The sequence below is a fragment of the Aeromonas sp. genome, assembly GCF_051657805.1.
Taxonomy (GTDB): Bacteria; Pseudomonadota; Gammaproteobacteria; order Enterobacterales; family Aeromonadaceae; genus Aeromonas.
The window spans coordinates 94,949-118,216 of sequence record NZ_JBOFLJ010000059.1 but is presented as its reverse complement, the minus strand read 5'-3'; the positions used below and the strand labels follow the sequence as shown (position 1 = coordinate 118,216).

The following is a 23,268-nucleotide window of genomic DNA, read 5'->3' as shown; positions in this document are numbered from 1 at the left end:
AGTGAAGAGGCTGAGTGTTCAACCTGGAGGCTGGGGAGCGAATGGCGGTTGCCAGACTAGGCATTGTGGGACTGTGCCATGCCAACCGCCATCGACACAGGCATCAGGAGATACATTGGTGCCGCCAAGGCGACGGTCCGGCTAAGGCTTGATATGCAGCCATGGCGCATATGGTGATCGCGGCTGGCACTTGACCGGAGGCCTTGGAGTGGGGATTGATCGGTGGTTTGGCGTGCTGGCGCGACATAGAGCCATCCATCACGCTGTCGCCATCGAGGCTGACTCAGAGCCCGGCGCCACCGAATGACGATTGATCAGCGGTTTGGCGTACAGGCGCGACATAGAGCCATCCATCACGCCCCTGTCATCGAGGTGGGCTCAGAGCCTGACCGGCGCCACCGAATGACGATGGATCAGCGGCTGTAGACGCGGCATAGGGCTATCCATTACGCCGCCACCATCGAGGCTGACTCAGAACCTGACCGGCGCCACCGAATGACGATGGATCAGCGGCTTGGCGTGTAGACGCGACATAGGGCTATCCATTACGCCGCGGCCATCAAGGTGGCCTCAGAGCCTGACTGGTGCCACCGAGTGACGATTGATCAGGGTCGGGGTGTAGACACGGCTTGCCACCGCCTCGCTCTCGCCGGCCGCCAGTTGCAGCGCCAGCTTGGCGGCCTGGGCCGCCATCAACTCGATGGGGTAGCGCATGGTGGAGAGCTTGGGTCTCAGATACCTGGCATAGATGATGTCATCGAAGCCCACCACCGAGACCTCTTCCGGCACCTTGAGGCCGTTGTCCGCCAGCACAGAGATGGCCCCCGCCGCCATGGCGTCGTTATAGGCCACCACGGCGGTGATGGGCAGCCCCTTGGCCAGCAGGTTGAGCATGGCACGCTCCCCCCCCTCTTCATTAGGTACACCGCTCTCCACCAGCTCGGGGTCCACCGGAATGCCGGCCTCCAGCAGGGCATCCTGATAGCCCTGATGGCGCAAGATCGCATCCTCGATCGCGTGATCCGAGCTGACGAAGGCGATATGGCGGTGGCCCAGATCCAGCAGATGACGGGTGGCCGTCGCGGCCCCCTGCCGGTTGTTGAGGGAGATGCAGCGTCCCTTCAGCGCCGGAATGTCGCGGTTGATCAGCACCATGCCGGGGGAACGATGGGCATAGTCGATCAGCTCCTCATCGCTCAGCGCCTTGCTGTGCACCACCAGCGCATCGCAGCGTTTGCCGATCAGCAGCTCGATGGCGGCCCGCTCCGACTCTGCCTTGTGAAAACCATTACCCATCAAGAGGTGCAACCCCTGTTCCACCGCCACCCCGGCAACCCCCTTGACCAGGGCGCCGAAGAAGGGATCGGCCACGTCACCCACCACCACACCCATGGTGTCGCAGGTCTGGCTGACCAGCGCCCGCGCGTTGGCATTGGGGGTATAGCCCAGCTCGGCCATGGCTTTCTGGACGACCTCGCGAGAGGCGGCGCTGGCCTTGGGTGAGTTGTTCATCACCCGTGAAACCGTTGCCACCGAAACATTGGCCAAACGGGCGACATCCTTGATGGTGCTCATGCTGTTTTCACTTATTTCACTGTGCAAGACGAGGTCATTATACCGAGCAATCCCACTGATAACAGGGGAAAAACCGAGATGACCCCGGTTTTGCTCCTCCCAAGAAGTGTAATCGTTTACACAAAATGTTACCCCGCTCACAGTTTGGGAGTGAACCCCTCGGCTAGACTCCTGCTCAGACAGTTCAAGCAGGGAGAACAAACGTGGAGAAGAGGATGAAGGTACTGGTCACCGGCGGTTGCGGCTATATCGGCAGCCACACCTGTCTCGCCTTGCAGGCCGCCGGCATGGAGCCCGTGGTGGTAGACAACCTGTGCAACAGCAAGCGAGCCGTCTTGGCCAGGATAGCCGCCATCAGTGGCCGGGAGCCCCTGTTTTACGAGGGAGACATCCGTGACGAGGCGCTGCTGACGCGCATCTTCGGCGAGCAGGAGATAGCCGCCGTCATCCACTTCGCCGCCCTCAAGGCAGTCGGTGAGTCCACCCGCATTCCCCTCGCCTACTACCAGAACAACCTCAGCGGCACCCTGGTGCTGTTGGAAGCCATGAAGAAGGCCGGCGTCCACAACCTGGTGTTCAGCTCCTCCGCCACCGTCTACGGCGATCCGGCAACGACTCCCATCCGGGAGGAGTTCCCCCGCAGCGCCACCAATCCCTACGGGCGATCCAAGCTGATCATCGAGGAGATCCTCGAGGATCTGCAGGCGGCCGAGCCCCACTGGAGCATGACGCTGCTGCGCTACTTCAACCCGGTCGGCGCCCATGAATCCGGCACCCTGGGGGAGGATCCGCAAGGCACACCGAACAATCTCATGCCCTTCCTGACCCAGGTCGCCATCGGCCGCCGTGACCACCTCTCCATATTTGGAAACGATTACAACACACCGGACGGCACCGGGGTGCGCGACTACATCCATGTGATGGATCTCGCCGAGGGGCACGTCAAGGCACTGCACCACTGCGCAAACCGGGGCGGCGTTCACACCTACAATCTGGGGACGGGCCAGGGCCAGAGCGTGCTGCAGATGGTCGCGGCCTTCGAGCTGGCCAGCGGCCGCCCCCTGCCCTATCGCATCGAGCCGAGGCGCCCGGGGGACATCGCCGAGTGCTGGGCCGATCCGGCCAAGGCCGAACGCGAGCTGGGCTGGCATGCCAGCCGGGATCTCGCGGCCATGTGCGCCGACAGCTGGCGCTGGCAGTCCGCCAACCCGAACGGTTACGAGGCGTGATATCCGTTTTGCGCCCTTCTCTCCTCCCGGGAGAAGGGCCGGGGATGAGGGGCGTCAAATCCCCTTCTCCGCAACCCTTTCATTCAGCTTTGAGGAGTGATGATGTTCAACCCGGTTGATCACCCCCACCGTCGTTTCAACCCGCTGACCGGCCAATATGTGCTGGTCTCCCCCCACAGGGCCAAGCGCCCCTGGCAGGGACAGGTCGAGAAGATAAGCCAGGCGCCGAGCCAGGCCCATGACCCCGACTGCTTCCTCTGCGCGGGCAACAAACGCGTCACCGGCGACCAGAACCCCGACTATCGGGACACCTTCGTCTTCACCAACGACTTCGCCGCCCTGATGCAGGACACCCCGGCCGCCGCTGGCGAGCAGGATCCACTGCTCAAGCTGGAGGCCGCCCGGGGCACCAGCCGGGTCATCTGCTTCTCGCCGGATCACGGCAAGACCCTGCCCGAGCTGCCATTGCCCGCCATCGAGGCGGTGATCCACACCTGGATGAGCCAGGTTGCCGAGCTGTCACAGCAGTGGGAATGGGTGCAAGTGTTCGAAAACAAGGGCGCCGTCATGGGCTGCTCCAACCCGCACCCCCACGGCCAGCTGTGGGGCAGCGACTTCCTACCCAACGAAATCGCCCGCGAAGAAGAGAATCAGCGTGCCTGGCGGGCCGAGCATGGCAGCCCGCTGCTGCTGGACTATGTAAAGCGGGAGCTGGCGGATCGCAACCGCATCGTGGTGGAGACCGAGCACTGGCTGGCGGTGGTGCCGTTCTGGGCCGCCTGGCCGTTCGAGACCCTGCTGCTGCCCAAGGCCCATGTGCCCTCCATGCTGGATCTCAGCCCGGCCCAGCAACAGGATCTTGCTGTGGCGCTCAAGGAGCTCACCAGCCGCTACGACAACCTGTTCGAGTGCAGCTTCCCTTACTCTATGGGCTGGCACTTCGCACCGCCGAACTCGGATTGCCCCGAGGCCTGGCAGTTGCACGCCCACTTCTACCCGCCCCTGCTGCGCTCCGCGACCGTGCGCAAATTCATGGTGGGCTTCGAGATGCTGGCGGAGACCCAGCGCGATCTCACCCCGGAACAGGCGGCAGAGCGGCTGCGGGCGCTCTCCCCCATTCACTACAACCAGACCAATCAAGCCAATGAGGTGACCCCATGACCCCCAGCCAACGCGTCAGCGCCGTCTATGCCGAGCAGTTTGAGCAGCAGCCCGACCTGCTGGTGCGCGCCCCCGGCCGCGTCAACCTCATCGGCGAGCACACCGACTACAACGACGGTTTCGTGCTGCCCTGTGCCATCGACTACGAGACCTGCGTCGCCATCGGCCTGCGCGGCGACAACCTGGTCCATGTGATCGCCGCCGACTACGGCAACCAGCGGGATATCTTCGATCTCGCCCAACCCATCGGGCACCACCCGGATCAGCGTTGGAGCGACTACATCCGCGGCGTGGTGAAGTACTTGCAGGAGCGCGGCCATGCCCTGCGCGGCCTCAACCTGGTGGTCTCCGGCAACGTGCCCCAGGGCACAGGCCTCTCCTCCTCCGCCTCGCTGGAGGTGGCCATAGGCCAGGCCTTCAAGGAGGCGCTGGGGCTGGACATCAGCCAGGCCGAGATAGCCCTCAACGGCCAGCAGGCGGAGAACCAGTTCGTCGGCTGCAACTGCGGCATCATGGATCAGATGATCTCCGCCAGCGGAGAGGTAGATCACGCCCTGCTGCTGGATTGCCGCTCCCTAGAGACCCGCCTCATCCCCATGCCGACGGATCTGGCGGTGCTGATCGTCAACTCCAACGTACGTCGTGGCCTGGTGGACAGCGAATACAACACCCGTCGCCAGCAGTGCGAGCACGCCGCTCGTCACTACGGGGTCAAGGCTCTGCGGGATCTGGATCTGGCGGCGCTGGAGGCGGGCAAGGTTGGACTCGATGAGATCAGCTATCGCCGCGCCCGCCACGTGGTCGGCGAGAATGCCCGCACCCTGGCCGCCGCCGATGCCCTGGCGAGCGGCGATCTGGTGCGCCTCGGCGAGCTGATGGCCGAGTCCCACGCCGCCATGCGCGACGACTTCGAGATAACGGTGCCGGCCATCGACGGCCTGGTGGAGATCATCAAGGGGCAGATCGGAACCCAGGGAGGCGTGCGCATGACAGGCGGCGGCTTCGGCGGCTGCGTGGTCGCCCTGCTGCGCCCGGAGCAGGTGGAGGCGGTGATCGCCAGGGTCGAGGCCGAATACCCGGCCCGCTTCGGCCTCAAGGCCGACTGCTATGTCTGCCGCGCCACCGCAGGGGCGGGACGGCTATGACCCGCACAGGACAGGAGGGGGCCATGACCCCCTTCGTACTGGAGAACGAGGCGGGATTGCGCCTGCGCGGCCTCGACTTCGGCGCGACCCTGACCTCCCTCAGCCTGCCCGTGGGTGGGGAGCGGCGGGAAGTGTTGCTCGGCTGTGCCGATGAGGATTATCCGCTCCAACAGGTGTGGCTCGGAGCCGTGGCGGGACGCTTCGCCAACCGCATCGGCAACGCCGAGCTGGTGCGAGACGGCCAGCGCTGGCCCCTGGATGCCAACCAGCCCCCACACTGCCTGCACGGCGGTCGGGACGGCTTTCACCGCCGCCGCTGGCAGCAGGTCGAGCAGGGTGCGGACAGCGTCCGGCTGAGCCTGCTCTCCCCGGCGGGGGATCAGGGCTTCCCCGGCCAGCTGCGGGTGACCCTGGAGTACCGGCTGGAGGGGCAGGATCTGGTGATCGACTTTGACGCCACCAGCGACGCCCCCACCCCGGTCAGCCTCACCAGCCACGCCTACTTCAACCTGGACGGTGATGGCCCCGAGGGGGATGTGCGTCAGCACGCCATTACCCTGCGGGCGGATCACTTCCTGCCCACGGATGCCAGCGGCCTGCCCCTCGCCATCAGCCCGGTGGAGGGACCCTTCGATCTGCGCGCCGAGCGCCTCATCGGCCAGGCCTGGCTGAGCCACTCCCAGCAGATGCAGGCCAAGGGCTATGACCACGCCTATCTGCTGCACGGGGCCGATCGATTTAGCAAGTTCGGGCAGGCCTGGGCGGCCCGCGTGCTCTCCGCCGATCGGCAACTGGCGATGGAGGTCTATACCAATCAGCCCTCCTTGCAGTTCTACAGCGGCAACTGGCTCGCCAACACGCCGGATCGCACCGGCAGGAGCCATCGGGATCACGCCGGCTTCTGTCTGGAGGCCCAGCAGCTACCGGACAGCCCGAATCGCCCCGAGCTGGGGGATCCCTGGCTGCTGCCGGGCCAGCGCTATCATCACCAGACCCGTTACCGCTTTATCCCCGCCCGCTGACGCCGGTGCCCGGGCCGGCTCTCCTCGCGGGAAGCGGCCCCGACCAGGCCGATGCCGAATCATCACAGGAGTCTTGATGGACATGGAAGCTCACTACCAGGCCGCCGCCGATCGCTATCAGCGTCAGCCCTACCGGCCCGCCGGCCGCCACGGCCTGCACCTGCCCGGCATAGGTCTCGGTCTCTGGCACAACTTCGGCGGGGGGAGCGATCCCGCCAGGGTGAAGGCCATGGTGCACCAGGCCTTCGATCTGGGGATCACCCACTTCGATCTCGCCAACAACTATGGTCCCCCGCCGGGCAGCGCCGAGACCACCTTCGGCGCCCTGCTCAAGGGCAGCCTGGCTCCCTATAGAGACGAGCTCATCATCGCCAGCAAGGCGGGTTATGTGATGTGGGACGGCCCCTACGGCGATGGCGGCAGCGCCAAGTACCTGTTTGCCAGCCTGCACCAGAGCCTGCGTCGGCTCGGCCTCGACTATGTGGATATCTTCTATCACCACAGGCCGGATCCCCGCACCCCGCTGGAGGAGACCTGCCAGGCCCTGGCGCTGATGGTGCGTCAGGGCAAGGCGCTCTACATAGGCCTCTCCAACTACCCAGCCGAGCTGGCCGCCAAGGCGGCGGCCCGGCTGGCCGAGCTCGGCACCCCCTGCCTGGTCAATCAGCTCAAATACTCCTTGTTCCAGCGGGAGATCGAGGCGCAGACGCTGCCGGTCTGCCGTGAGCAGGGGATGGGGGTGGTCGCCTTCTCTCCCCTGGCGGGCGGCTTGCTGAGCGATCGCTATCTGGCCGGAATCCCGAGCGATTCTCGCGCCGCCAGCGCCAGCCCCTTCCTGCAACCGGACCAGATCACCGAGGAGAAGCTTGCGAAGATCCGCGCCCTGCACGCCCTGGCGCGTCAGCGGGGACAAGCCCTATCACAACTCGCCCTGCAGTGGGTGCTGCGCGACCCCGTGGTGAGCTGCGCCCTGATCGGTGCCAGCAGTCCCCAACAGATTGTCAGCGCGGTGGACGCCCTGAGCCTGCCCCCCCTGGAGGATGAACTGCAGCAAAAGATCCTGTCCGTCATGAGCTGAGCAGAATGTTCGCGAGGTTAATTCTTCCTTAACTATCCCCATGCCATCATGGGGCCATGAATGGCAGCGAAAGACACCCGGCCGCACCAGCGAATGACGCCAAAATATTCTCTGGTTGCCCGCGTGCTTTTCCGCCATCATTGGCTGCCCCGACTCCGCTCGGGGCTGATTTTATCCGGCACCATCAACCAAGAGACTGACCCATGACCGATTCCTACGCCCTGTTTGTCGCCTTTGTGCTGGGCATAGTGGAAGGCCTGACCGAATTTTTACCCGTATCCTCCACCGGCCACATGATCATCGTCGGCCACCTGCTCGGATTCGAGGGCCCCAAGGCCGCCACCTTCGAGGTCGTGATCCAGCTGGGCTCCATCCTGGCGGTGGTCGCCGTGTTCTGGCGCCGCCTGTTCGGGCTGATCGGTATCCATTTTGGTCAGAAACCGGCGCCTGGCCATGCCACCCTCTCCCTGGTGCACATCCTCCTCGGCATGATGCCCGCCGTGATCATCGGCCTGGCCATCCACAGCTGGATCAAGGCCCATCTGTTCGGACCGGAAACCGTCATGTATGCCCTGGTGGCCGGCGGCATCCTGCTCATCATCGCCGAGAAGTGCCGCCCCGCCGTGCGCTCCGAGACCCTGGATGACATCAGCTACAAGCAGGCGCTCGGCATAGGCCTGTTCCAGTGTCTGGCGCTCTGGCCCGGCTTCTCCCGCTCCGGCGCCACCATCAGCGGCGGCATGCTGATGGGGATCAGCCGTCAGGCGGCGGCCGAGTTCTCCTTCATCCTGGCGGTGCCCATGATGGTGGCCGCGAGCGGCCTGGATCTCTACAAGAGCCGCGACTTCCTCTCCTGGGCGGACTTCCCCATGTTCGCGGTAGGCTTCGTCACCGCCTTCGTGGTGGCCATGATCGCCATCAAGACCTTCCTCGCGCTGATCCGCCGCCTCGACTTCATCCCGTTCGCCATCTACCGCTTCGTGGTGGCCTTCGCCGTCTATCTGGTGTTCGTCGCCTGATAGACCCACAACACGAAAAAAGGGACCGCACTGGTCCCTTTTTCATTGGCCCTATGATTCAGTAGAGTCGATGGCTGATGCGGTTGAGCAGCCGTGGCAACCCCTTGGTGAAGCGGATGGGGGCATCCTGCACCGTGTAGCAGAGGCAGCCATCCGGGGTATGGGGGCTGTGGTGGTGGCTGGCGTCCCGCCAGATGAAGTCCCCCGCCTGATAGCGCACCTCCCCTTCTTGCAAGTTGCCCGCCAGCAGCAGGGTCAGCTCGTAGCCCTGGTGGGTGTGATCCGGGATCTGCCCCCCCGCCTCCACGTGCAGCAGGCCGGCCCGTACCCCCTGCTCCGTCAGCGGCAGCCGGCAGTGGCGGATGCCACCGAGGCGACGCCAGTTGGCTTGATGATAGCGGGCGAGGGCTCTGGGCAAGGGGTAGCCGCGCTCCCCGACCCTCAGCTCGGTGGCCGGCTGGATCTGGGCCTCCTGATGGGAGACCGGCTGCTGCAAGATGGCCGCCAGCATGGCATCCAGTTCGGGAGCCTCCGCAGCCGCCGGCGCCCCCAGATGGCTGGCCGCCAGTTCCGCCTCCCAGGCGCTCAGACCGGCGCCACACTCGGCGCAGAGCTCGCAATGGGCGGCGATCCCGACCGTCAGCGGCAGCGGCAGTTCGTCGGCCGCGAAGGCACGCAACAGGGCCTGGGTGGGATGGGCTTTAATCATGGTCTTGCTCCACTTGTTCCTTGAGCTTCTGCAGTGCCAGCCGCAGCCGCGATTTGATGGTCCCGAGCGGGACGCCGAGCAGCGCCGCCAGCTCCTGCTGGGAGAGCTCCTGCAGATAGATGCCGCGCACCACCTGCTGCTGTGTCGGCGGCAGGGTGGCGAGGTGATGGGCCATCTGGCTCGTCAGCACGACTCCCTCCCCATCGCTCAGCTGCTCCTCCTGCGCCTTGAACTCCAGCAGGGGCCACAGCTCCTCGGCACAGAGATCCTCCTTGCTGGCACGACGGCGACGCAGCATGTCGAAGCACTGGTTGCGCATGACGGTGTAAATCCAGGTGGTGGGAGCCCCCTTGTCGGGACGATAGAGGCGCGCCTTCTGCCACACCAGCAACATGGTCTCCTGCACCAGTTCGAGGGCATTGGCCTCGCTGCCGAGGTGGCGCAGGCCATAGCCCCGGATGCGCGGCGCGAAGTGGTGGAACAGGCTGGCGAAGGCGGCCTTGTCGGCCCGCTCCGCCACCCGCAGCAACTGGGCGGTCAGATCACCATCGGGATTATCCATGGGGGACTCGGTCCTGAATGGAACATTTGATGGTTGGCTAGTATATGTCATCTCGCCCTACCTCGATGGTCACCCTCCCCTAGATGCAGAGAGATACGGCGCCCACCCGAAAAGGATCACCCTGGCCCGTATTCAGTGGCTCGCCACCAGCAGGCCGCTCAGCAGGGAGAGCGCCGGCTGGTTGTTCTCCGCCGCCACCAGCCACTGTTTGTGTTCCACCGGGATCGGCAGCACCTCGAGCCAGCGCTGCACCACCCAGCTGGCATCGTCCCAGTCTGGCTGGGTATAGAGGGCGGCGTACTCGGGGTAGTCGTTGAACACATCCTGCAGCGCCTTGGCCAGGGAGTGTTGATCGGCGTTGAGCCGACTGGTCTGCCAGGGCGGCAGGGGCTCCACCTCCCCCACTCGCAGGCCATCGGACTCCTGCCAGAGATCGGTGATCCGCACCCGGCTCACCCCGAGCACGGTGATGCCGAGCAGGCCCTCCGGCAGCAGATCGAAGTCGACGATCCGCACCCGGGTGGCGATGGGGTACATGTTGCGTAGCGCCTCGGGCTGGCGGGGATCCAGCATGCAGAGCGCGAACTCCCGGCGCTGGGCCTCGGCGACCATGCGCTGATAGCGGGGCTCGAAGATGCGCAGCGGCATCATGCCGCCGGGCAGCAGGTGAGCGGAGAGGGGGAACAGCGCCAGTTTCATCGAAATCATCCTCGGTCGATGTCACCTAATGATACGACCACAGGGCGCGGGGAGATCATTCAAAGTCGCGGCGGTCGAAAGACCCTTTAACAAACAGGGGAAAATAGCCTGGACAACGCGCTTCGATATGCAGTAGAAATGGATAACCACCAGTTATTCCACGCAATATTCTGGAATATGGTGGAAAAAGCAGTTAAATATCCGCCACCCCAAGAGGGGCGGGCCATTCCTGTAGTTTTCTCGGCCCGATGCGGGTAAAATTCACGCCCTTATCCAGTCAGTCATTTTTCGACGCGCAACCTCGGTGGTCAGTTATGAAAGAGCATATTCATCATCTACTTGAACAAACGGTAGCCAATCTCAAGTCCGCAGGCGTCCTGCCCGCCGACCTGGAAGCCCGGGTGCAAGTGGACCGATGCAAGGAAAAAGCTCACGGTGACCTGGCCACCAACCTGGCCATGCTGCTGGCCAAACCGGCCCGCAAGAACCCCCGCGAGCTGGCTGCCGCCATCATCGAACATCTGCCTGCCTCCGACCTCGTCGCCAAGGTGGAGATCGCCGGTCCCGGTTTCATCAACTTCTTCTTCGACACCAACTGGCTGGCCGGTCAGGTCGAGACCATGGTGCAGAGCGCCAACGCCAACGTGAAGCTGCCCGCGCCGCAGACAGTGGTGGTGGACTACTCCGCCCCCAACGTGGCGAAAGAGATGGCGGTGCACCACATCCGCTCCACCGTCCTCGGTGACGTGGCGGCCCGCGCCCTGGAGTTCCTCGGCCACAAGGTGGTGCGCGCCAACCACATCGGCGACTGGGGCACCCAGTTCGGCATGCTGATCGCCTATCTGGAGAAGATGGAGAACGAGCACGCCAGCGACATGCAGCTCAAGGATCTGGAGGCCTTCTACACCCAGGCCAAGCGCCTGTATGACGAAGACGAAGCCTTCGCCGAGCGTGCCCGCAACTACGTGGTCAAGCTGCAGGGCGGCGATGAGTACTGCCGCACCATGTGGAAGAAGCTGGTCGACATGACCATGGAGCAGAACCAGCGCAACTACGACCGCCTGAATGTCTCCCTGACCAGCAAGGACATCATGGGCGAGTCCATGTACAACGACATGCTGCCGGAGATAGTCGCCGACCTGAAGGCCCGTGGCCTGGCGGTCGAGAGCGAAGGCGCCACCGTCGTCTACCTGGACGAGTACAAGAACAAGGATGGGGAGCCCATGGGGGTCATCATCCAGAAGAGCGATGGCGGTTTCCTCTACACCACCACCGACATCGCCTGTGCCAAGTACCGTTACGAGACCCTCAAGGCGGATCGGGTGATGTACTTCATCGACTCCCGTCAGCACCAGCACCTGATGCAGGCCTGGACCATCACCCGCAAGGCAGGCTATGTGCCGGCATCCGTGCCCCTCGAGCACCACGCCTTCGGCATGATGCTGGGCAAGGATGGCCGTCCCTACAAGACCCGCTCCGGCGGCACCGTCAAGCTGGTCGAGCTGCTGAACGAGGCCGAGGATCGTGCCAAGGCCCTGCTGGAGAGCCGCAACAGCGACCTTTCTGCCGAGGAGAAGGCCAAGGTGGTGCACGCCATCGCCATGGGCGCGGTCAAGTATGCGGATCTCTCCAAGAACCGCACCACCGACTACATCTTCGACTGGGATCTGATGCTCTCCTTCGAAGGCAACACCGCACCGTATCTGCAGTACGCCTACACCCGTATCCAGTCCATCTTCCGCAAGGCCGGCGTCGATGAAGGCAGCCTGACCGGCAAGATAGTGCTGAACGAGGAAGCGGAAGAGACCCTGGCCCAGAAGCTGATCCAGTTCTCCGACGTGGTCAACGGCGTGGCGGACAAGGGCATGCCGCACCTGCTCTGTACCTATCTGTACGAGCTGTCCGGCAACTTCATGACCTTCTACGAAGCCTGCCCGATCAACAAGGATGGCGTCGACGAAGCCACCCGCAACAGCCGTCTGCTGCTGTGCGCCGCCACCGCCAAGGTCCTGAAACTCGGCCTGGGCGTGCTGGGCATCCACACCCTGGAGCGCATGTAATAGATGGCAACCCGGGATTACGTCGGCAACAGCCCGAGACGTCGGGCCGGTGGTCGTAACACCAAGAAAGCGGCGCCTCGCCGCTTTCCTGTTATCCCGGCACTGCTGGCCGGGGCCCTGGTGGTCGGCTTTGGCGCCTTCCTCTACCTGATCAACGGCAAGGGAGCGGACGCCCCCACCATCGAAGAGCAGGTGAAGGCGAACAAACCGAAGGCCCAGGGCAATGGCCTGCCCCAGGAGAAGTGGAGCTACATAGAACGGCTGGAGAACAAGCAGGTGGATGTCATCGAGCCGCCGCCCCAGCCGGGTGTGCTGCCACCGCCTCCAGCGGAGACCCTGACCCTGCAGCCCGAGAAGCTGCCCAAGCCGGTGGAGACCGCCATCCCGCAGCCGGGCACCCCCATAGGTCAGGTGAAGCCTTATCAGCCGCAACCTGTGCAGCCGACCAAGCCCGCCACCGGCGCCCCTGTGGCCAGCGCCCAGGAGCAGGTGATCGATCGCAAGGCCGAGCGTGACCGCATGGAGCGCGAGCTGCGCGCCGAGATGGAGCGGGAGCAGGCCGCCAAGGCCAAGGCTGCCTCCCAGACCGCGGCAGCCGCCGACGGTGGTCGCTACATGATGCAGTGCGCCGCCCTGCGCTCGCAGGATTCTGCCGAGTCGCTCAAGGCCCGCATCGCCTTCACCGCCGGGCTCTCCTCCAGCCTGCAGGTGGTGAATGGTGGCGGTGGCACCGTCTACAAGGTGATGGTCGGCCCCTTCAACGGCAAGGCCGCCGCCGATGGCGCCAACCGCAAGCTGCAAGGAGCCGGCATCAGCGGCTGTATCCCCAAGAAGGGTTGATCCCCTTCACCGGAAATCAGAAGGCAGGGCCGGCGCCCTGCCTTCTTTTTTATCTGTAAATGACGCTCAGTCCAAACGAGCCCCTTTTCTGCCCCTTGCGGCTCAGGGTTGAAAAGCCCGGATCCGACCCCCATCTTTCTTGCCATGCACAGTCAGGCCGTCTTTCGGCTCAAGCGAGGTAAGTAAAGTGACTACCATAGTTTCTGTCCGCCGCAACGGCCAGGTGGTGATCGGTGGCGATGGCCAGGTCTCCCTCGGCAACACCGTCATGAAGGGCAACGCCCGCAAGGTTCACCGTCTCTACAACGGCAAGGTACTGGCAGGCTTCGCCGGCGGTACCGCCGATGCCTTCACCCTGCTCGAGCGCTTCGAAGCCAAGCTGCAGGCCCACCAGGGCAACCTGGAACGCGCCGCCGTGGCACTGGCGAAAGACTGGCGCACCGATCGCGCCCTGCGCCGTCTCGAGGCCCTGCTGGCGGTCGCCGACGAGCACAAGTCCTTCATCATCACGGGCAACGGTGACGTGGTGCAGCCGGAGCACGATCTCATCGCCATCGGCTCGGGCGGCAACTTCGCCCAGTCCGCCGCCACCGCCCTGCTGGAGAACACGGATCTCGACGCCAAGAGCATCGTCGAGAAGGCCCTCAAGATCGCCGGTGACATCTGCGTCTTCACCAACCAGCACCACACGGTCGAAGTGTTGAATTACGATCCGAAAGAGGCCGAGCCCAAGTAAGGCCCTATTTTTCAAGGGGTGGGTCCTGCCCGCCCCGGATACAGGAATGCCATCATGTCCGAGATGACCCCGAGAGAAATCGTCCACGAGCTGGACAGGCACATCATTGGTCAGGCCGACGCCAAGCGCGCAGTGGCCGTGGCCCTGCGCAACCGCTGGCGCCGCATGCAGCTCTCTGAGGAGATGCGCCACGAGGTGACCCCCAAGAACATCCTGATGATAGGCCCGACCGGCGTCGGCAAGACCGAGATCGCCCGTCGTCTGGCCAAGCTGGCCAACGCCCCCTTCATCAAGGTAGAAGCCACCAAGTTCACCGAGGTGGGCTATGTGGGCAAGGAAGTGGACAGCATCATCCGTGACCTGACCGATGTCGCCATCAAGCTGGTGCGCGAGACCGAGATGGAGAAGATGAAATTCCGCGCCGAGGAAGCCGCCGAGGAGCGCATCCTCGACGCCTTGCTGCCGAACCCGCGCAACAGCTGGGGTGAAGAAGAAAAGGCCGACAACTCCAACACCCGCCAGATCTTCCGCAAGAAGTTGCGGGAGGGTCAGCTGGATGACAAGGAGATCGAGCTGGAACTCTCCGCCAGCCCCATGGGCGTCGACATCATGACTCCGCCGGGCATGGAAGAGATGGCGAACCAGCTGCAGGGCCTGTTCCAGAACCTGGGCCAGCAGCAGAAGAAGAAGCGCAAGATCAAGGTCAAAGAGGCCATGAAGGCGCTGATCGAAGAGGAAGCCGCCCGTCTGGTCAACCCGGAAGAGCTGAAGCAAAAAGCCATCCACGCGGTGGAGAACAACGGCATCGTCTTCCTCGACGAGATCGACAAGATCTGCAAACGCGGCGAGAGCTCGGGCCCCGACGTCTCCCGCGAGGGTGTGCAGCGTGATCTGCTGCCTTTGGTGGAAGGTTGCACCGTTAACACCAAGCACGGCATGGTGAAGACGGATCATATCCTGTTTGTCGCCTCCGGTGCCTTCCAGGTCGCACGTCCGTCCGACCTCATCCCAGAGCTGCAGGGTCGTTTGCCGATCCGGGTCGAGCTGACCGCGCTCACCACCGAAGACTTCGAGCGCATCCTGACCGAGCCGAACGCCTCCCTGACCGATCAGTACCAGGCGCTGATGGCCACCGAAGGGGTCAAGATCGAGTTCACCCAGGACGGTATCCGCCGTCTGGCCGAGGCCGCCTGGCAGGTCAACGAGCGCACCGAGAATATCGGTGCCCGTCGTCTGCATACCGTGATGGAACGGCTGATGGAAGACATCTCCTACGATGCCTCCGAGAAGTCCGGCGAGACCTTCGTGATCAATGCGGACTACGTCAACGCCCACCTCGGCAAGCTGATCGAGGACGAGGATCTGAGCCGCTTTATCCTGTAACAGGTTGATCGAAGACGAGGATCTGAGCTGTTTTATATCCTCTAAGCGCAGACGCTCTCATATCAAAACGCCTCCCTTGTGGAGGCGTTTGTCTATCTGCCGTTAATCCAGCGCCAGCGCGCGCCTTGCCTGCCCGCCAGCGACCCGGAGGCTCAATCCAGTCAGCAGCCCCGCCAGCGCGAAGCTGATCTGCATACCCGATCGCAGCGCAGCCGCACTGGCGTCCCCCAGGTTCTCAACCCCCACCAGCATGGCGAACAGGCCACCCAGCCCGGCCGCCCCCGTGAGTTGACCCAGGTTGCGGGCCAGGGTCAGCAGACCCGCCACGGCGCCCCTGTGCTGCCCGCTCGCGGCCCCCACCACGGCGCCGTTGTTGGCGGTCTGAAACAGGGCATAACCCGTCGTCAGCAGCAAGATGGGCAACAGATAACCAAGCGGTCCCCAGGAGATGGGGAAAGTCGCCAGCCCCAGAGTGGCGATCAGCATGGTCCCCAGACCGAGTCGCACCACGGCCCTTGCCCCCAAACGGTCCACCAGCCAACCGGCCGGCAGGCCTGTGCATGCCGCCAGCAGGGGGCCACCCGAGATCCAGAGCCCCACCTCGGTCAGGCCCAGACCAAACACCCCGCGCAGATAGAAGGGACCGATCAGCAGGGTCAACACCATCACGCTCGCCACCAGGGCGCTGCCGAGCAGGCCAACCCGCAGCGCAGGTTCATGCAGCAGCGTCAGTGGCAGCAAAGGGGCGCTGGCATGGCGTTCACTTCGCACCAACAGCCAGACGGCGAGCCCTACGGCAGGAACCAAGCCATACCAGTACTCACGCCCCACACTCAGCAGCACGCCATAGCAGAGCAGCATGCTCGTCAATGCCAGCAGACTGCCTGGGTTGGTGCCTTCTCCCTCCCGCTCTTGCTCATCCGCCGGCAAGCCAATCATGCCTGCGACCAGCGCCAGCAGGCCGAGAGGCACCAGCAACAGGAAGGGAGCCTGCCAGCCGAGGTTTTCCACCAGCAGGCCACCCATCGAGGGGCCGAGGGCCGTGCCGCAGGCCGACAGGGTGCCGAGCAGCCCCATGCCCCAGCCGCGCCGACCCGCCGGCACCAGCAGCCCCACCATGGCGAGCGCCAGGGAGAGCATGCAGGCAGCTCCCGCCCCTTGCAGGGCTCGCGCCGCGATAAGCCAACCCATACTCGGCGCCAGGGCACAGAGCAGGGAAGCCATCATAAACAGGGTCGTGCCTGCGAGCAGCAGACGGCGGCGACCCAGCCTGTCACCGAGCCGCCCTGCCACCAGGGTCAGGCAGGTGATCCCCAGCAGGTAAGCCACCAGCACCCATTGCAGGCTGGCGAAGGGCACGGCAAAGGCCGCTCCCAGCGCCGGCAGCACCAGGTTGGCCATGCTCCCCGCCAGCATGGCCAGCAGAGTGCAGAGCCCGAGCGCCAGCAGGCCGGTGCAGCGGGTCGTAGCGGCAGAGAGTGAGATGGGATGGAACATGGCATGTACTCGGCGAGGAAAGATGTCGACAAGGCTAGCCAGCGTGCCGAGCGGGCGGAAGACGCATGGCTTGCAGCTTATCCGTGCGCCTCACGCCATATACGGTGACACCGCATCCTGTATGCTAAGCACTGAGGGCCCGGAGATTCACTCGCAGGCTCCAACTCGGCGAAGGCACGCTCATGACAACACCGGACTTCAACCTGCTGTTAACCCTCGATGCCCTGCTCGAGGAGGGCAGCGTGGCCGGCGCCGCCAGACGACTGCGGCTCAGCCCCTCCGCCATGAGCCGGGCCCTGGCCCGGCTGCGCGACACCACGGGGGATCCCCTGCTGGTGCGAGCGGGCCGAGGCCTGGTCCCCACCCCGCGCGCACTGATGCTACGCGACCAGGTCGCCCGCCTGGTGCAGGAGGCAGAAGCCGTGTTGCGGCCCCAGCAGGAGATAGATCCGGCCCATCTGGTGCGCACCTTTCGCCTGCGCGCCAGCGACGGCTTCGTGGAGACGCTCGGCCCCACCCTGCTGGCCCGGCTCGCGATCGAGGCGCCCGGGGTTCGACTGCACTTCATGGCCAAGCCCGACAAGGAGAATGGCCCATTGCGCCGCGGTGAGCTGGATTTCGAAACAGGGGTGATTGGCGCCAATACGGCACCCGAGCTGCATACCCAGGCCCTGTTCCGGGATCGCTTCGTCGCCGTGGTGCGCCCCGGCCACTCCCTGTGTGAAGGGCCCCTGACCGCCGCCCGCTACGCCGCCGCCCACCACATACTGATATCGCGCCGTGGCCAGGAGCATGGCCCCATAGACCAGGCGCTGGCAGCCCTCAAGCTGGAGCGCCATGTCACGACTCTGGTGCCCGGCTTTGCCACGGCGCTGGCCCTGGTTCAACACAGCGCTCTGGTGGCGACCGTGCCCGAGCTGCACTGCGCCAGCCTGTATGGGGATCTGGTGCGACTCCCCCTGCCCTTCCCCCTGCCCGGCATCACCCTGGCCCTGCTCTGGCACCCCAGACTGGACGCAGATCCGGCCCATCGCTGGCTGCGCCACCTCATTCGCGAGATCTGTGCACAACCCCCTTATGCTTAAGCCCAGTGACGAAAGTTAACGACCAGGCGCTCAGGAATGAGTAGCAGCCCCCTAACCCCCTTCTTTCTTCCGGCCACTGACCCGTGACCCTGGCCCAGACCCGGCATTAGACCCCGCATTTCGATCTGGTCCCATCAGGGGCCTAATTACACCATCAAAATACCCATTTATAGATAGAGTTTAATTTCATCAACTTACCCCTGAGGGGATATATAAATAGACACTTGATTTGCATCAATTGCCCACCCCCTCCGACTGGGTAGCCTAACCCCAGAATGATGTTTTATTACTCCAATCCAGAGGCAATCATGAGCAAAGTCAGACTGGCCGTCATAGGTAACGGCATGGTGGGGCACCGCTTCATCGAAGAGTTGATCGAGCGGTCCGATCCCGGCCAGTTCGAGATCACCGTCTTCGGTGCAGAACCCCGTCCCGCCTACGATCGTGTCCATCTCTCTTCCTATTTCTCCCACCACACCAGCGAAGATCTCTCCCTCGTCAAACCCGGTTTCTACGAGAAGCACGGCATCCGCCTGCTGCTCGGCGAGGCGGTCAAGCTGATCGACCGCGCCAAGGGCGAAGTGCATTCCAACAAGGGTACTGTGGTCGCGTACGACAAGCTGGTGCTGGCAACCGGCTCCTACCCCTGGGTGCCGCCGATCAAGGGTAGCGAGCACCACGAGTGCTTCGTCTACCGCACCATCGAAGATCTGAAAGCTATCCGCAGCGCCGCCAAGAGTGGCAAGAGCGGAGTGGTGATAGGCGGCGGTCTGCTCGGCCTCGAAGCCGCTGGCGCCCTCAAGGCCCTGGGCCTCGAGACCCATGTGGTGGAATTTGCCCCGGTATTGATGGCGGAACAGCTCGACGGTCAGGGTGGCCAGCTGCTGCGCCGCAAGATCGAATCCATGGGCGTGCAGGTGCACACCAGCAAGAGCACCAGCGAGATCCTGATGCACGGCGGCAAGGAGGCCAAGCATCGCCTCGTCTTCGCCGACGGCAGCATGCTTGAAGTAGACGTGGTGGTCTTCTCCACCGGCATACGCCCGCAAGATACCCTGGGCCGTTACTCTGAGCTGGCCATCGCCGACCGTGGCGGTGTGCTGATCGACGACAGCTGCCTCACCTCGGATCCCGACATCTATGCCATCGGCGAGTGCGCCGCCTGGCAGGGTCGCTTCTTCGGCCTGGTGGCCCCTGGCTACAAGATGGCCCAGGTCACCGTCGATCACCTGCTCGGCGGCGACAGCCGCTTCGAAGGGGCGGACATGAGCGCCAAGCTCAAGCTGCTCGGCGTCTCCGTCGGCTCCATCGGCGATGCCCACGGCCGCACTCCCGGCAGCCACAGCTATGTGTTCCAGGACGACCAGGCCGGCGTCTACAAGAAAATCGTGGTGAGCGAAGACAACAGCCGATTGCTCGGTGCCGTGCTGGTGGGTGACGTGGACGACTACGGCAACCTGTTGCAGCTGATGCTCAACGCCATGCCGTTGCCCGCCCACCCGGATACCCTGATCCTGCCCGCCTACGCCGGTGCCAAACCGACCCTGGGGGTCGACGCCCTGCCCGCCAGCGCCCAGATCTGCTCCTGCTTCGACGTCTCCAAGGGCGACATCGCCCAGGCGGTCGCGGAGGGTCACACCACCCTGGCCGCCATCAAGCAGCACACCAAGGCCGGTACCGGCTGCGGCGGCTGTGTGCCCCTCATCAGCCAGGTGCTCAATGCCGAGTTGGTGAAGCAGGGCATCGAGGTCAACAACCACCTCTGCGGCCACTTCTCCTACTCCCGTCAGGAGCTGTTCCACCTGGTCAAGGTGGAAGGGATCAAGAGCTTCGACGAGCTGCTGCGCAAGCACGGTCAGGGCCGTGGCTGCGAGGTGTGCAAACCCACGGTCGGCTCCATCCTCGCCTCCTGCTGGAATGACTATGTGCTGACCCCGCAGAACACCCAACTGCAGGACACCAACGACATCTTCCTCGGCAACATGCAAAAGGACGGCACCTACTCCGTCATCCCGCGTATGGCCGGTGGTGAGGTGACCCCGGAAGGCCTGCTGGCGGTGGCCGAAGTAGCCCGCGACTACCGGCTCTACACCAAGATCACCGGCGCCCAGCGCATCGGCCTGTTCGGCGCCCAGAAAGACGATCTGCCCGCCATCTGGCGCAAGTTGCTGGCCGCCGGCTTTGAGACCGGCCAGGCCTACGCCAAGGCGCTGCGCATGGCCAAGACCTGTGTCGGCAGCACATGGTGCCGCTTCGGCGTGCAGGACAGCGTCGGCCTCGGGGTCTTCCTCGAGAACCGCTACAAGGGCATCCGCACCCCGCACAAGATGAAGTTCGGTGTCTCCGGCTGCACCCGCGAATGCGCGGAAGCCCAGGGCAAGGACGTCGGCATCATCGCCACGGACGCGGGCTGGAACCTCTATGTGGGCGGCAACGGCGGCATGAAGCCGCGCCACGCCGACCTGCTCGCCTCGGATCTGGACCGCGAAGAATTAGTCCGGTTGATAGACCGCTTTATGATGTTCTACGTCACCAGCGCCGACAAACTGCAGCGCACCTCGGTCTGGCTCGGCAACCTGGAAGGGGGCGTCGACTACCTGCGTGAGGTCATCGTCGACGACAAGCTGGGACTGAATGCCACCCTGGAGCACGACATCCAGGTGTTGATCGACAGCTACGAATGCGAGTGGTCCCGCACCCTGAATGAAGAGGAGCAGCTCAAGCGCTTCAGCCACTTCATCAACAGCGACAAGCGCGATCCGGACGTGCAGTTCGTCACCGAACGTGAGCAGCACAGACCGGCTACCCCGGCCGAGCGCATCCCCGTCTACCAGATCGAGGTGGAGACAAAATGATGAAATTAGCCTGCCAACTCAATGACATATTCCCTGGCACCGGCGTCTGCGCCCTGATCGAAGGACGTCAGGTAGCCCTGTTCCGCCCGAGCGAAGCGGCCGAGGTGTTCGCCATCGACAACCGGGACCCCTTCTTCGCCGCCAACGTGCTGTCGCGGGGCATCATCTGCGAACACGAGGGCGAGCTCTGGGTCGCCAGCCCGCTCAAGAAGCAGCACTTCCGGCTGAGCGACGGCCACTGCCTCGAAAACGCGGCCATGTCGGTGCAGGGCTACCCCGTCGAAGTACGTGACCAACAGGTCTGGGTCACCGTCTAACACCATGAATATCAGGGCTGCCCGCGGGGGGCCCCTCTAAAGAGAATCCATATGTATACCGACAGCATCAACAAGTGCGCCGCCAACGCGGCCCGCATCAACCGCTTCGAGCGCAGCGACAAGCTCGGCTTCTGGCTCAGCTCCGCCATGGCGGGGGCCTATGTGGGCCTCGGCATCATACTCATCTTCACCCTGGGCAACCTGGTGGATCCCAGCGTGCGTCCGCTGGTGATGGGGGCCACCTTCGGCATCGCCCTGACCCTGGTGATCATCGCCGGCTCCGAGCTGTTCACCGGCCACACCATGTTCCTCACCTTCGGGGTGAAGACCGGCAAGATCTCCATGGGGGATCTGCTGCGCATCCTGCCCCAGACCTGGGCCGGCAACCTGCTCGGCTCCATCGCGGTGGCGCTGATCTACTCCTACGGCGGCAGCCTGCTGCCGGACGCGGGCAGCCTGGCCCACAAGGTGGCGCTGGCCAAGACCCAGGCGCCAGCCCTGACCCTGTTCATGAAAGGGATCCTCTGCAACTGGCTGGTCTGCCTCGCCATCTGGATGGCGCTGCGCACCGAAGGCGCCGCCAAATTCATCGCCATCTGGTGGTGTCTGCTGGCCTTCATCGCCTCCGGCTACGAGCACTCGGTCGCCAACATGACCCTGTTCGCCCTCTCCTGGTTCGGCGCTCACTCAGACGCCTACACCCTGGGCGGCATCGGCCACAACCTGCTGTGGGTGACCCTGGGCAACACCGTCTCCGGCGCCCTCTTCATGGGGCTGGGCTACTGGTATGCCACCCCCAAGGCGGAACGCCCGGTTGCTGTGACCGAGCAAACCGCCAGCCAGACTCAAGCCGCCTGATCCGGAGGTCCCATGGACTACTTGCCCATCTTCTGTCGACTCGATAACAAACCCGTGCTGCTGGTCGGCGGCGGCGACGTGGCGGAGCGCAAGGCGCGCCTGCTGCTGGACGCCGGTGCCCACCTGACTGTGGTGGCCCCACAGCTTGATCCCGAGCTGGCGGCCCTGGCCGACAACGGAACAATCGACTGGTTGGCTGCTGAATTCGAGCCAAAACAACTGGTAGGCAAGTGGTTGGTGGTGGCTGCTACCAACAGGCGCGAGGTCAATGCGCTGGTGTACCAGAGCGCCAACCAGGCGGGGATCTTCGCCAACGTGGTTGATGACCCCAAGCGCTCCAGCTTCATCATGCCGTCGATCATCGACCGCTCGCCCCTGATGGTGGCCATCTCCTCCGGCGGCAAGGCCCCTGTGCTCGCCCGCTTGCTGCGCGAGAAGCTTGAGGCTCTGCTGCCCCAACATCTCGGCGCCGTGGCGGCCTTCGCCGGCGGCCTGCGGGATAGGGTCAAGGCCCGCTTCGCCACCATGGGGGAGCGGCGCCAGTTCTGGGAGCGGCTGCTCGGCGCCGATCGCCTCGGCCAGGCCCTGGCCCGGGGCGACAAGGCGGCCGCCAATCAGCTGGCCGACAACCTGTTTGCCGATGATGCCGTTGCCAAGGGGGAAGTGATCCTGGTGGGCGCCGGCCCCGGCGATCCCGGTCTGCTGACCCTGCACGCCCTGCGCCAGATGCAACAGGCGGACGTGGTGGTCTATGACCGACTGGTATCGGACGAGGTGATGGCACTGGTGCGCCGGGATGCCAAACGCATCTTCGTCGGCAAGCAGGCGGGCAACCACTGCGTGCCCCAGGAGGGCATCAACCAGCTGCTGCTGGATGAAGCGAAAAAGGGGCAGCGAGTGGTGCGGCTGAAGGGGGGCGACCCCTTCATCTTCGGTCGTGGCGGCGAGGAGCTGGAGACCCTGGTCGGCAGCGGCGTGGGCTTCCATGTGGTACCGGGCATCACGGCGGCGAGCGGCTGCGCCGCCTACGCGGGTATTCCGCTGACCCACCGGGATCACGCCCAGAGCGTGCGCTTCGTCACCGCCCACGGCAAGGGTGGCACCCAGGATCTCGACTGGCCCCTGCTGGCCAGAGACAAGCAGACACTGGTGTTCTATATGGGACTATCAAGCTGCGCCACCATCAGCGAGCGCCTGATGACCCACGGCAAGGCGGGCAGCACACCGGTAGCGCTGATCGAGCGCGGTACCCAGCCCTGCCAGCGGGTCATTCGCGGCACCCTGGATCGGCTGGCCGAACTGGCAATCGGCGTCGAGAGTCCGGCCCTCATCATGGTGGGATCCGTCGTCACCCTGGCCGATCAGCTCGCCTGGTTCGGTCAGGCTGATATGCCTGTACTGGCCAGCGCATAATCTCTGCTCCGATACGGCTGGCGGT

The 23,268-nt window shown here is 64.4% G+C and carries 20 protein-coding genes; 15 read left to right on the top strand and 5 right to left on the bottom strand.

The annotated features are described in order from the left end of the window. Positions 1-570 precede the first annotated feature (570 nt). On the bottom strand, positions 571-1,575 hold the full coding sequence (locus tag ACRCYW_RS18505; protein ID WP_438551479.1) for a substrate-binding domain-containing protein: 1,005 nt from the start codon (positions 1,573-1,575) through the stop codon (positions 571-573). Between the two features lie 215 nt (positions 1,576-1,790). Between ACRCYW_RS18505 and galE the strand changes: the two genes are divergently transcribed. The 6 genes from galE (at position 1,791) to bacA (ending at position 8,229) form a co-directional block, all read left to right on the top strand. After that, complete coding sequence (gene galE / locus ACRCYW_RS18500) at positions 1,791-2,804, top strand: UDP-glucose 4-epimerase GalE (protein ID WP_438551478.1); 1,014 nt, start codon at positions 1,791-1,793, stop codon at positions 2,802-2,804. Between the two features lie 102 nt (positions 2,805-2,906). Further along, on the top strand, positions 2,907-3,965 hold the full coding sequence (locus tag ACRCYW_RS18495; protein WP_438551477.1) for a UDP-glucose--hexose-1-phosphate uridylyltransferase: 1,059 nt from the start codon (positions 2,907-2,909) through the stop codon (positions 3,963-3,965). Further along, entirely contained in the window at positions 3,962-5,110 is a 1,149-nt protein-coding gene (gene galK, locus ACRCYW_RS18490) for a galactokinase (RefSeq protein WP_438551476.1), read from the top strand. The genes ACRCYW_RS18495 and galK overlap by 4 nt, the downstream gene beginning before the upstream one ends. Positions 5,111-5,133: 23 nt before the next feature. Continuing rightward, positions 5,134-6,132 (top strand): galactose-1-epimerase, encoded by a 999-nt coding sequence (gene galM, locus ACRCYW_RS18485; RefSeq protein ID WP_438551475.1) that lies wholly within the window; start codon positions 5,134-5,136, stop codon positions 6,130-6,132. A gap of 82 nt (positions 6,133-6,214) precedes the next feature. Further along, positions 6,215-7,210, top strand: coding sequence for an aldo/keto reductase (locus ACRCYW_RS18480; RefSeq protein ID WP_438551510.1), 996 nt, complete (start codon positions 6,215-6,217; stop codon positions 7,208-7,210). A gap of 203 nt (positions 7,211-7,413) precedes the next feature. Continuing rightward, complete coding sequence (gene bacA, locus ACRCYW_RS18475; protein WP_438551474.1) at positions 7,414-8,229, top strand: undecaprenyl-diphosphate phosphatase; 816 nt, start codon at positions 7,414-7,416, stop codon at positions 8,227-8,229. Positions 8,230-8,287: 58 nt separating this feature from the next. On the opposite strand, the gene ACRCYW_RS18470 is transcribed toward bacA, so the two are convergent. From ACRCYW_RS18470 to ACRCYW_RS18460, 3 genes are all read right to left on the bottom strand, one after another. Further along, complete coding sequence (locus tag ACRCYW_RS18470) at positions 8,288-8,938, bottom strand: ChrR family anti-sigma-E factor (protein ID WP_438551473.1); 651 nt, start codon at positions 8,936-8,938, stop codon at positions 8,288-8,290. Then, positions 8,931-9,500 (bottom strand): sigma-70 family RNA polymerase sigma factor, encoded by a 570-nt coding sequence (locus ACRCYW_RS18465; RefSeq protein ID WP_438551472.1) that lies wholly within the window; start codon positions 9,498-9,500, stop codon positions 8,931-8,933. The genes ACRCYW_RS18470 and ACRCYW_RS18465 overlap by 8 nt, the downstream gene beginning before the upstream one ends. 132 nt (positions 9,501-9,632) lie before the next feature. Further along, positions 9,633-10,199, bottom strand: a complete 567-nt coding sequence (locus ACRCYW_RS18460; protein WP_438551471.1) for an LON peptidase substrate-binding domain-containing protein — start codon at positions 10,197-10,199, stop codon at positions 9,633-9,635. A gap of 314 nt (positions 10,200-10,513) precedes the next feature. On the opposite strand from ACRCYW_RS18460, the gene argS reads away from it, so the two are divergent. The 4 genes from argS to hslU all read left to right on the top strand — a co-directional run bounded on the left by argS (position 10,514) and on the right by hslU (position 15,218). Next, complete coding sequence (gene argS, locus ACRCYW_RS18455; RefSeq protein WP_438551470.1) at positions 10,514-12,259, top strand: arginine--tRNA ligase; 1,746 nt, start codon at positions 10,514-10,516, stop codon at positions 12,257-12,259. Positions 12,260-12,262: 3 nt separating this feature from the next. Beyond that, positions 12,263-13,099 carry an SPOR domain-containing protein gene (locus ACRCYW_RS18450; RefSeq protein WP_438551469.1) on the top strand — a complete coding sequence of 279 codons (837 nt, stop codon included), beginning with the start codon at positions 12,263-12,265 and terminating at the stop codon, positions 13,097-13,099. Positions 13,100-13,286: 187 nt separating this feature from the next. After that, positions 13,287-13,835 carry an ATP-dependent protease subunit HslV gene (gene hslV / locus ACRCYW_RS18445; RefSeq protein WP_332502947.1) on the top strand — a complete coding sequence of 183 codons (549 nt, stop codon included), beginning with the start codon at positions 13,287-13,289 and terminating at the stop codon, positions 13,833-13,835. A 54-nt stretch (positions 13,836-13,889) separates the two neighbouring features. Then, positions 13,890-15,218 (top strand): HslU--HslV peptidase ATPase subunit, encoded by a 1,329-nt coding sequence (hslU, locus tag ACRCYW_RS18440; RefSeq protein ID WP_100859969.1) that lies wholly within the window; start codon positions 13,890-13,892, stop codon positions 15,216-15,218. Positions 15,219-15,320: 102 nt separating this feature from the next. Here hslU and ACRCYW_RS18435 read toward each other — a convergent pair whose 3' ends face one another. Continuing rightward, the gene (locus ACRCYW_RS18435; protein WP_438551468.1) at positions 15,321-16,715 is read right to left on the bottom strand and encodes an MFS transporter; all 1,395 of its coding nucleotides are present in this window, start codon (positions 16,713-16,715) and stop codon (positions 15,321-15,323) included. Positions 16,716-16,897: 182 nt separating this feature from the next. On the opposite strand from ACRCYW_RS18435, the gene ACRCYW_RS18430 reads away from it, so the two are divergent. From ACRCYW_RS18430 to cysG, 5 genes are all read left to right on the top strand, one after another. Then, positions 16,898-17,800: a LysR family transcriptional regulator gene (locus ACRCYW_RS18430; RefSeq protein ID WP_438551467.1), complete on the top strand. Its 903-nt coding sequence runs from the start codon at positions 16,898-16,900 to the stop codon at positions 17,798-17,800. Positions 17,801-18,108: 308 nt separating this feature from the next. Further along, positions 18,109-20,655, top strand: coding sequence for a nitrite reductase large subunit NirB (nirB, locus tag ACRCYW_RS18425; protein ID WP_438551466.1), 2,547 nt, complete (start codon positions 18,109-18,111; stop codon positions 20,653-20,655). After that, positions 20,655-20,972: a nitrite reductase small subunit NirD gene (gene nirD / locus ACRCYW_RS18420; protein ID WP_438551509.1), complete on the top strand. Its 318-nt coding sequence runs from the start codon at positions 20,655-20,657 to the stop codon at positions 20,970-20,972. The genes nirB and nirD overlap by 1 nt, the downstream gene beginning before the upstream one ends. 51 nt (positions 20,973-21,023) lie before the next feature. Further along, positions 21,024-21,830 (top strand): nitrite transporter NirC, encoded by an 807-nt coding sequence (gene nirC, locus ACRCYW_RS18415; protein ID WP_438551465.1) that lies wholly within the window; start codon positions 21,024-21,026, stop codon positions 21,828-21,830. 12 nt (positions 21,831-21,842) lie between these two features. Then, the gene (cysG, locus tag ACRCYW_RS18410; RefSeq protein WP_438551464.1) at positions 21,843-23,243 is read left to right on the top strand and encodes a siroheme synthase CysG; all 1,401 of its coding nucleotides are present in this window, start codon (positions 21,843-21,845) and stop codon (positions 23,241-23,243) included. Positions 23,244-23,268: the final 25 nt, after the last annotated feature.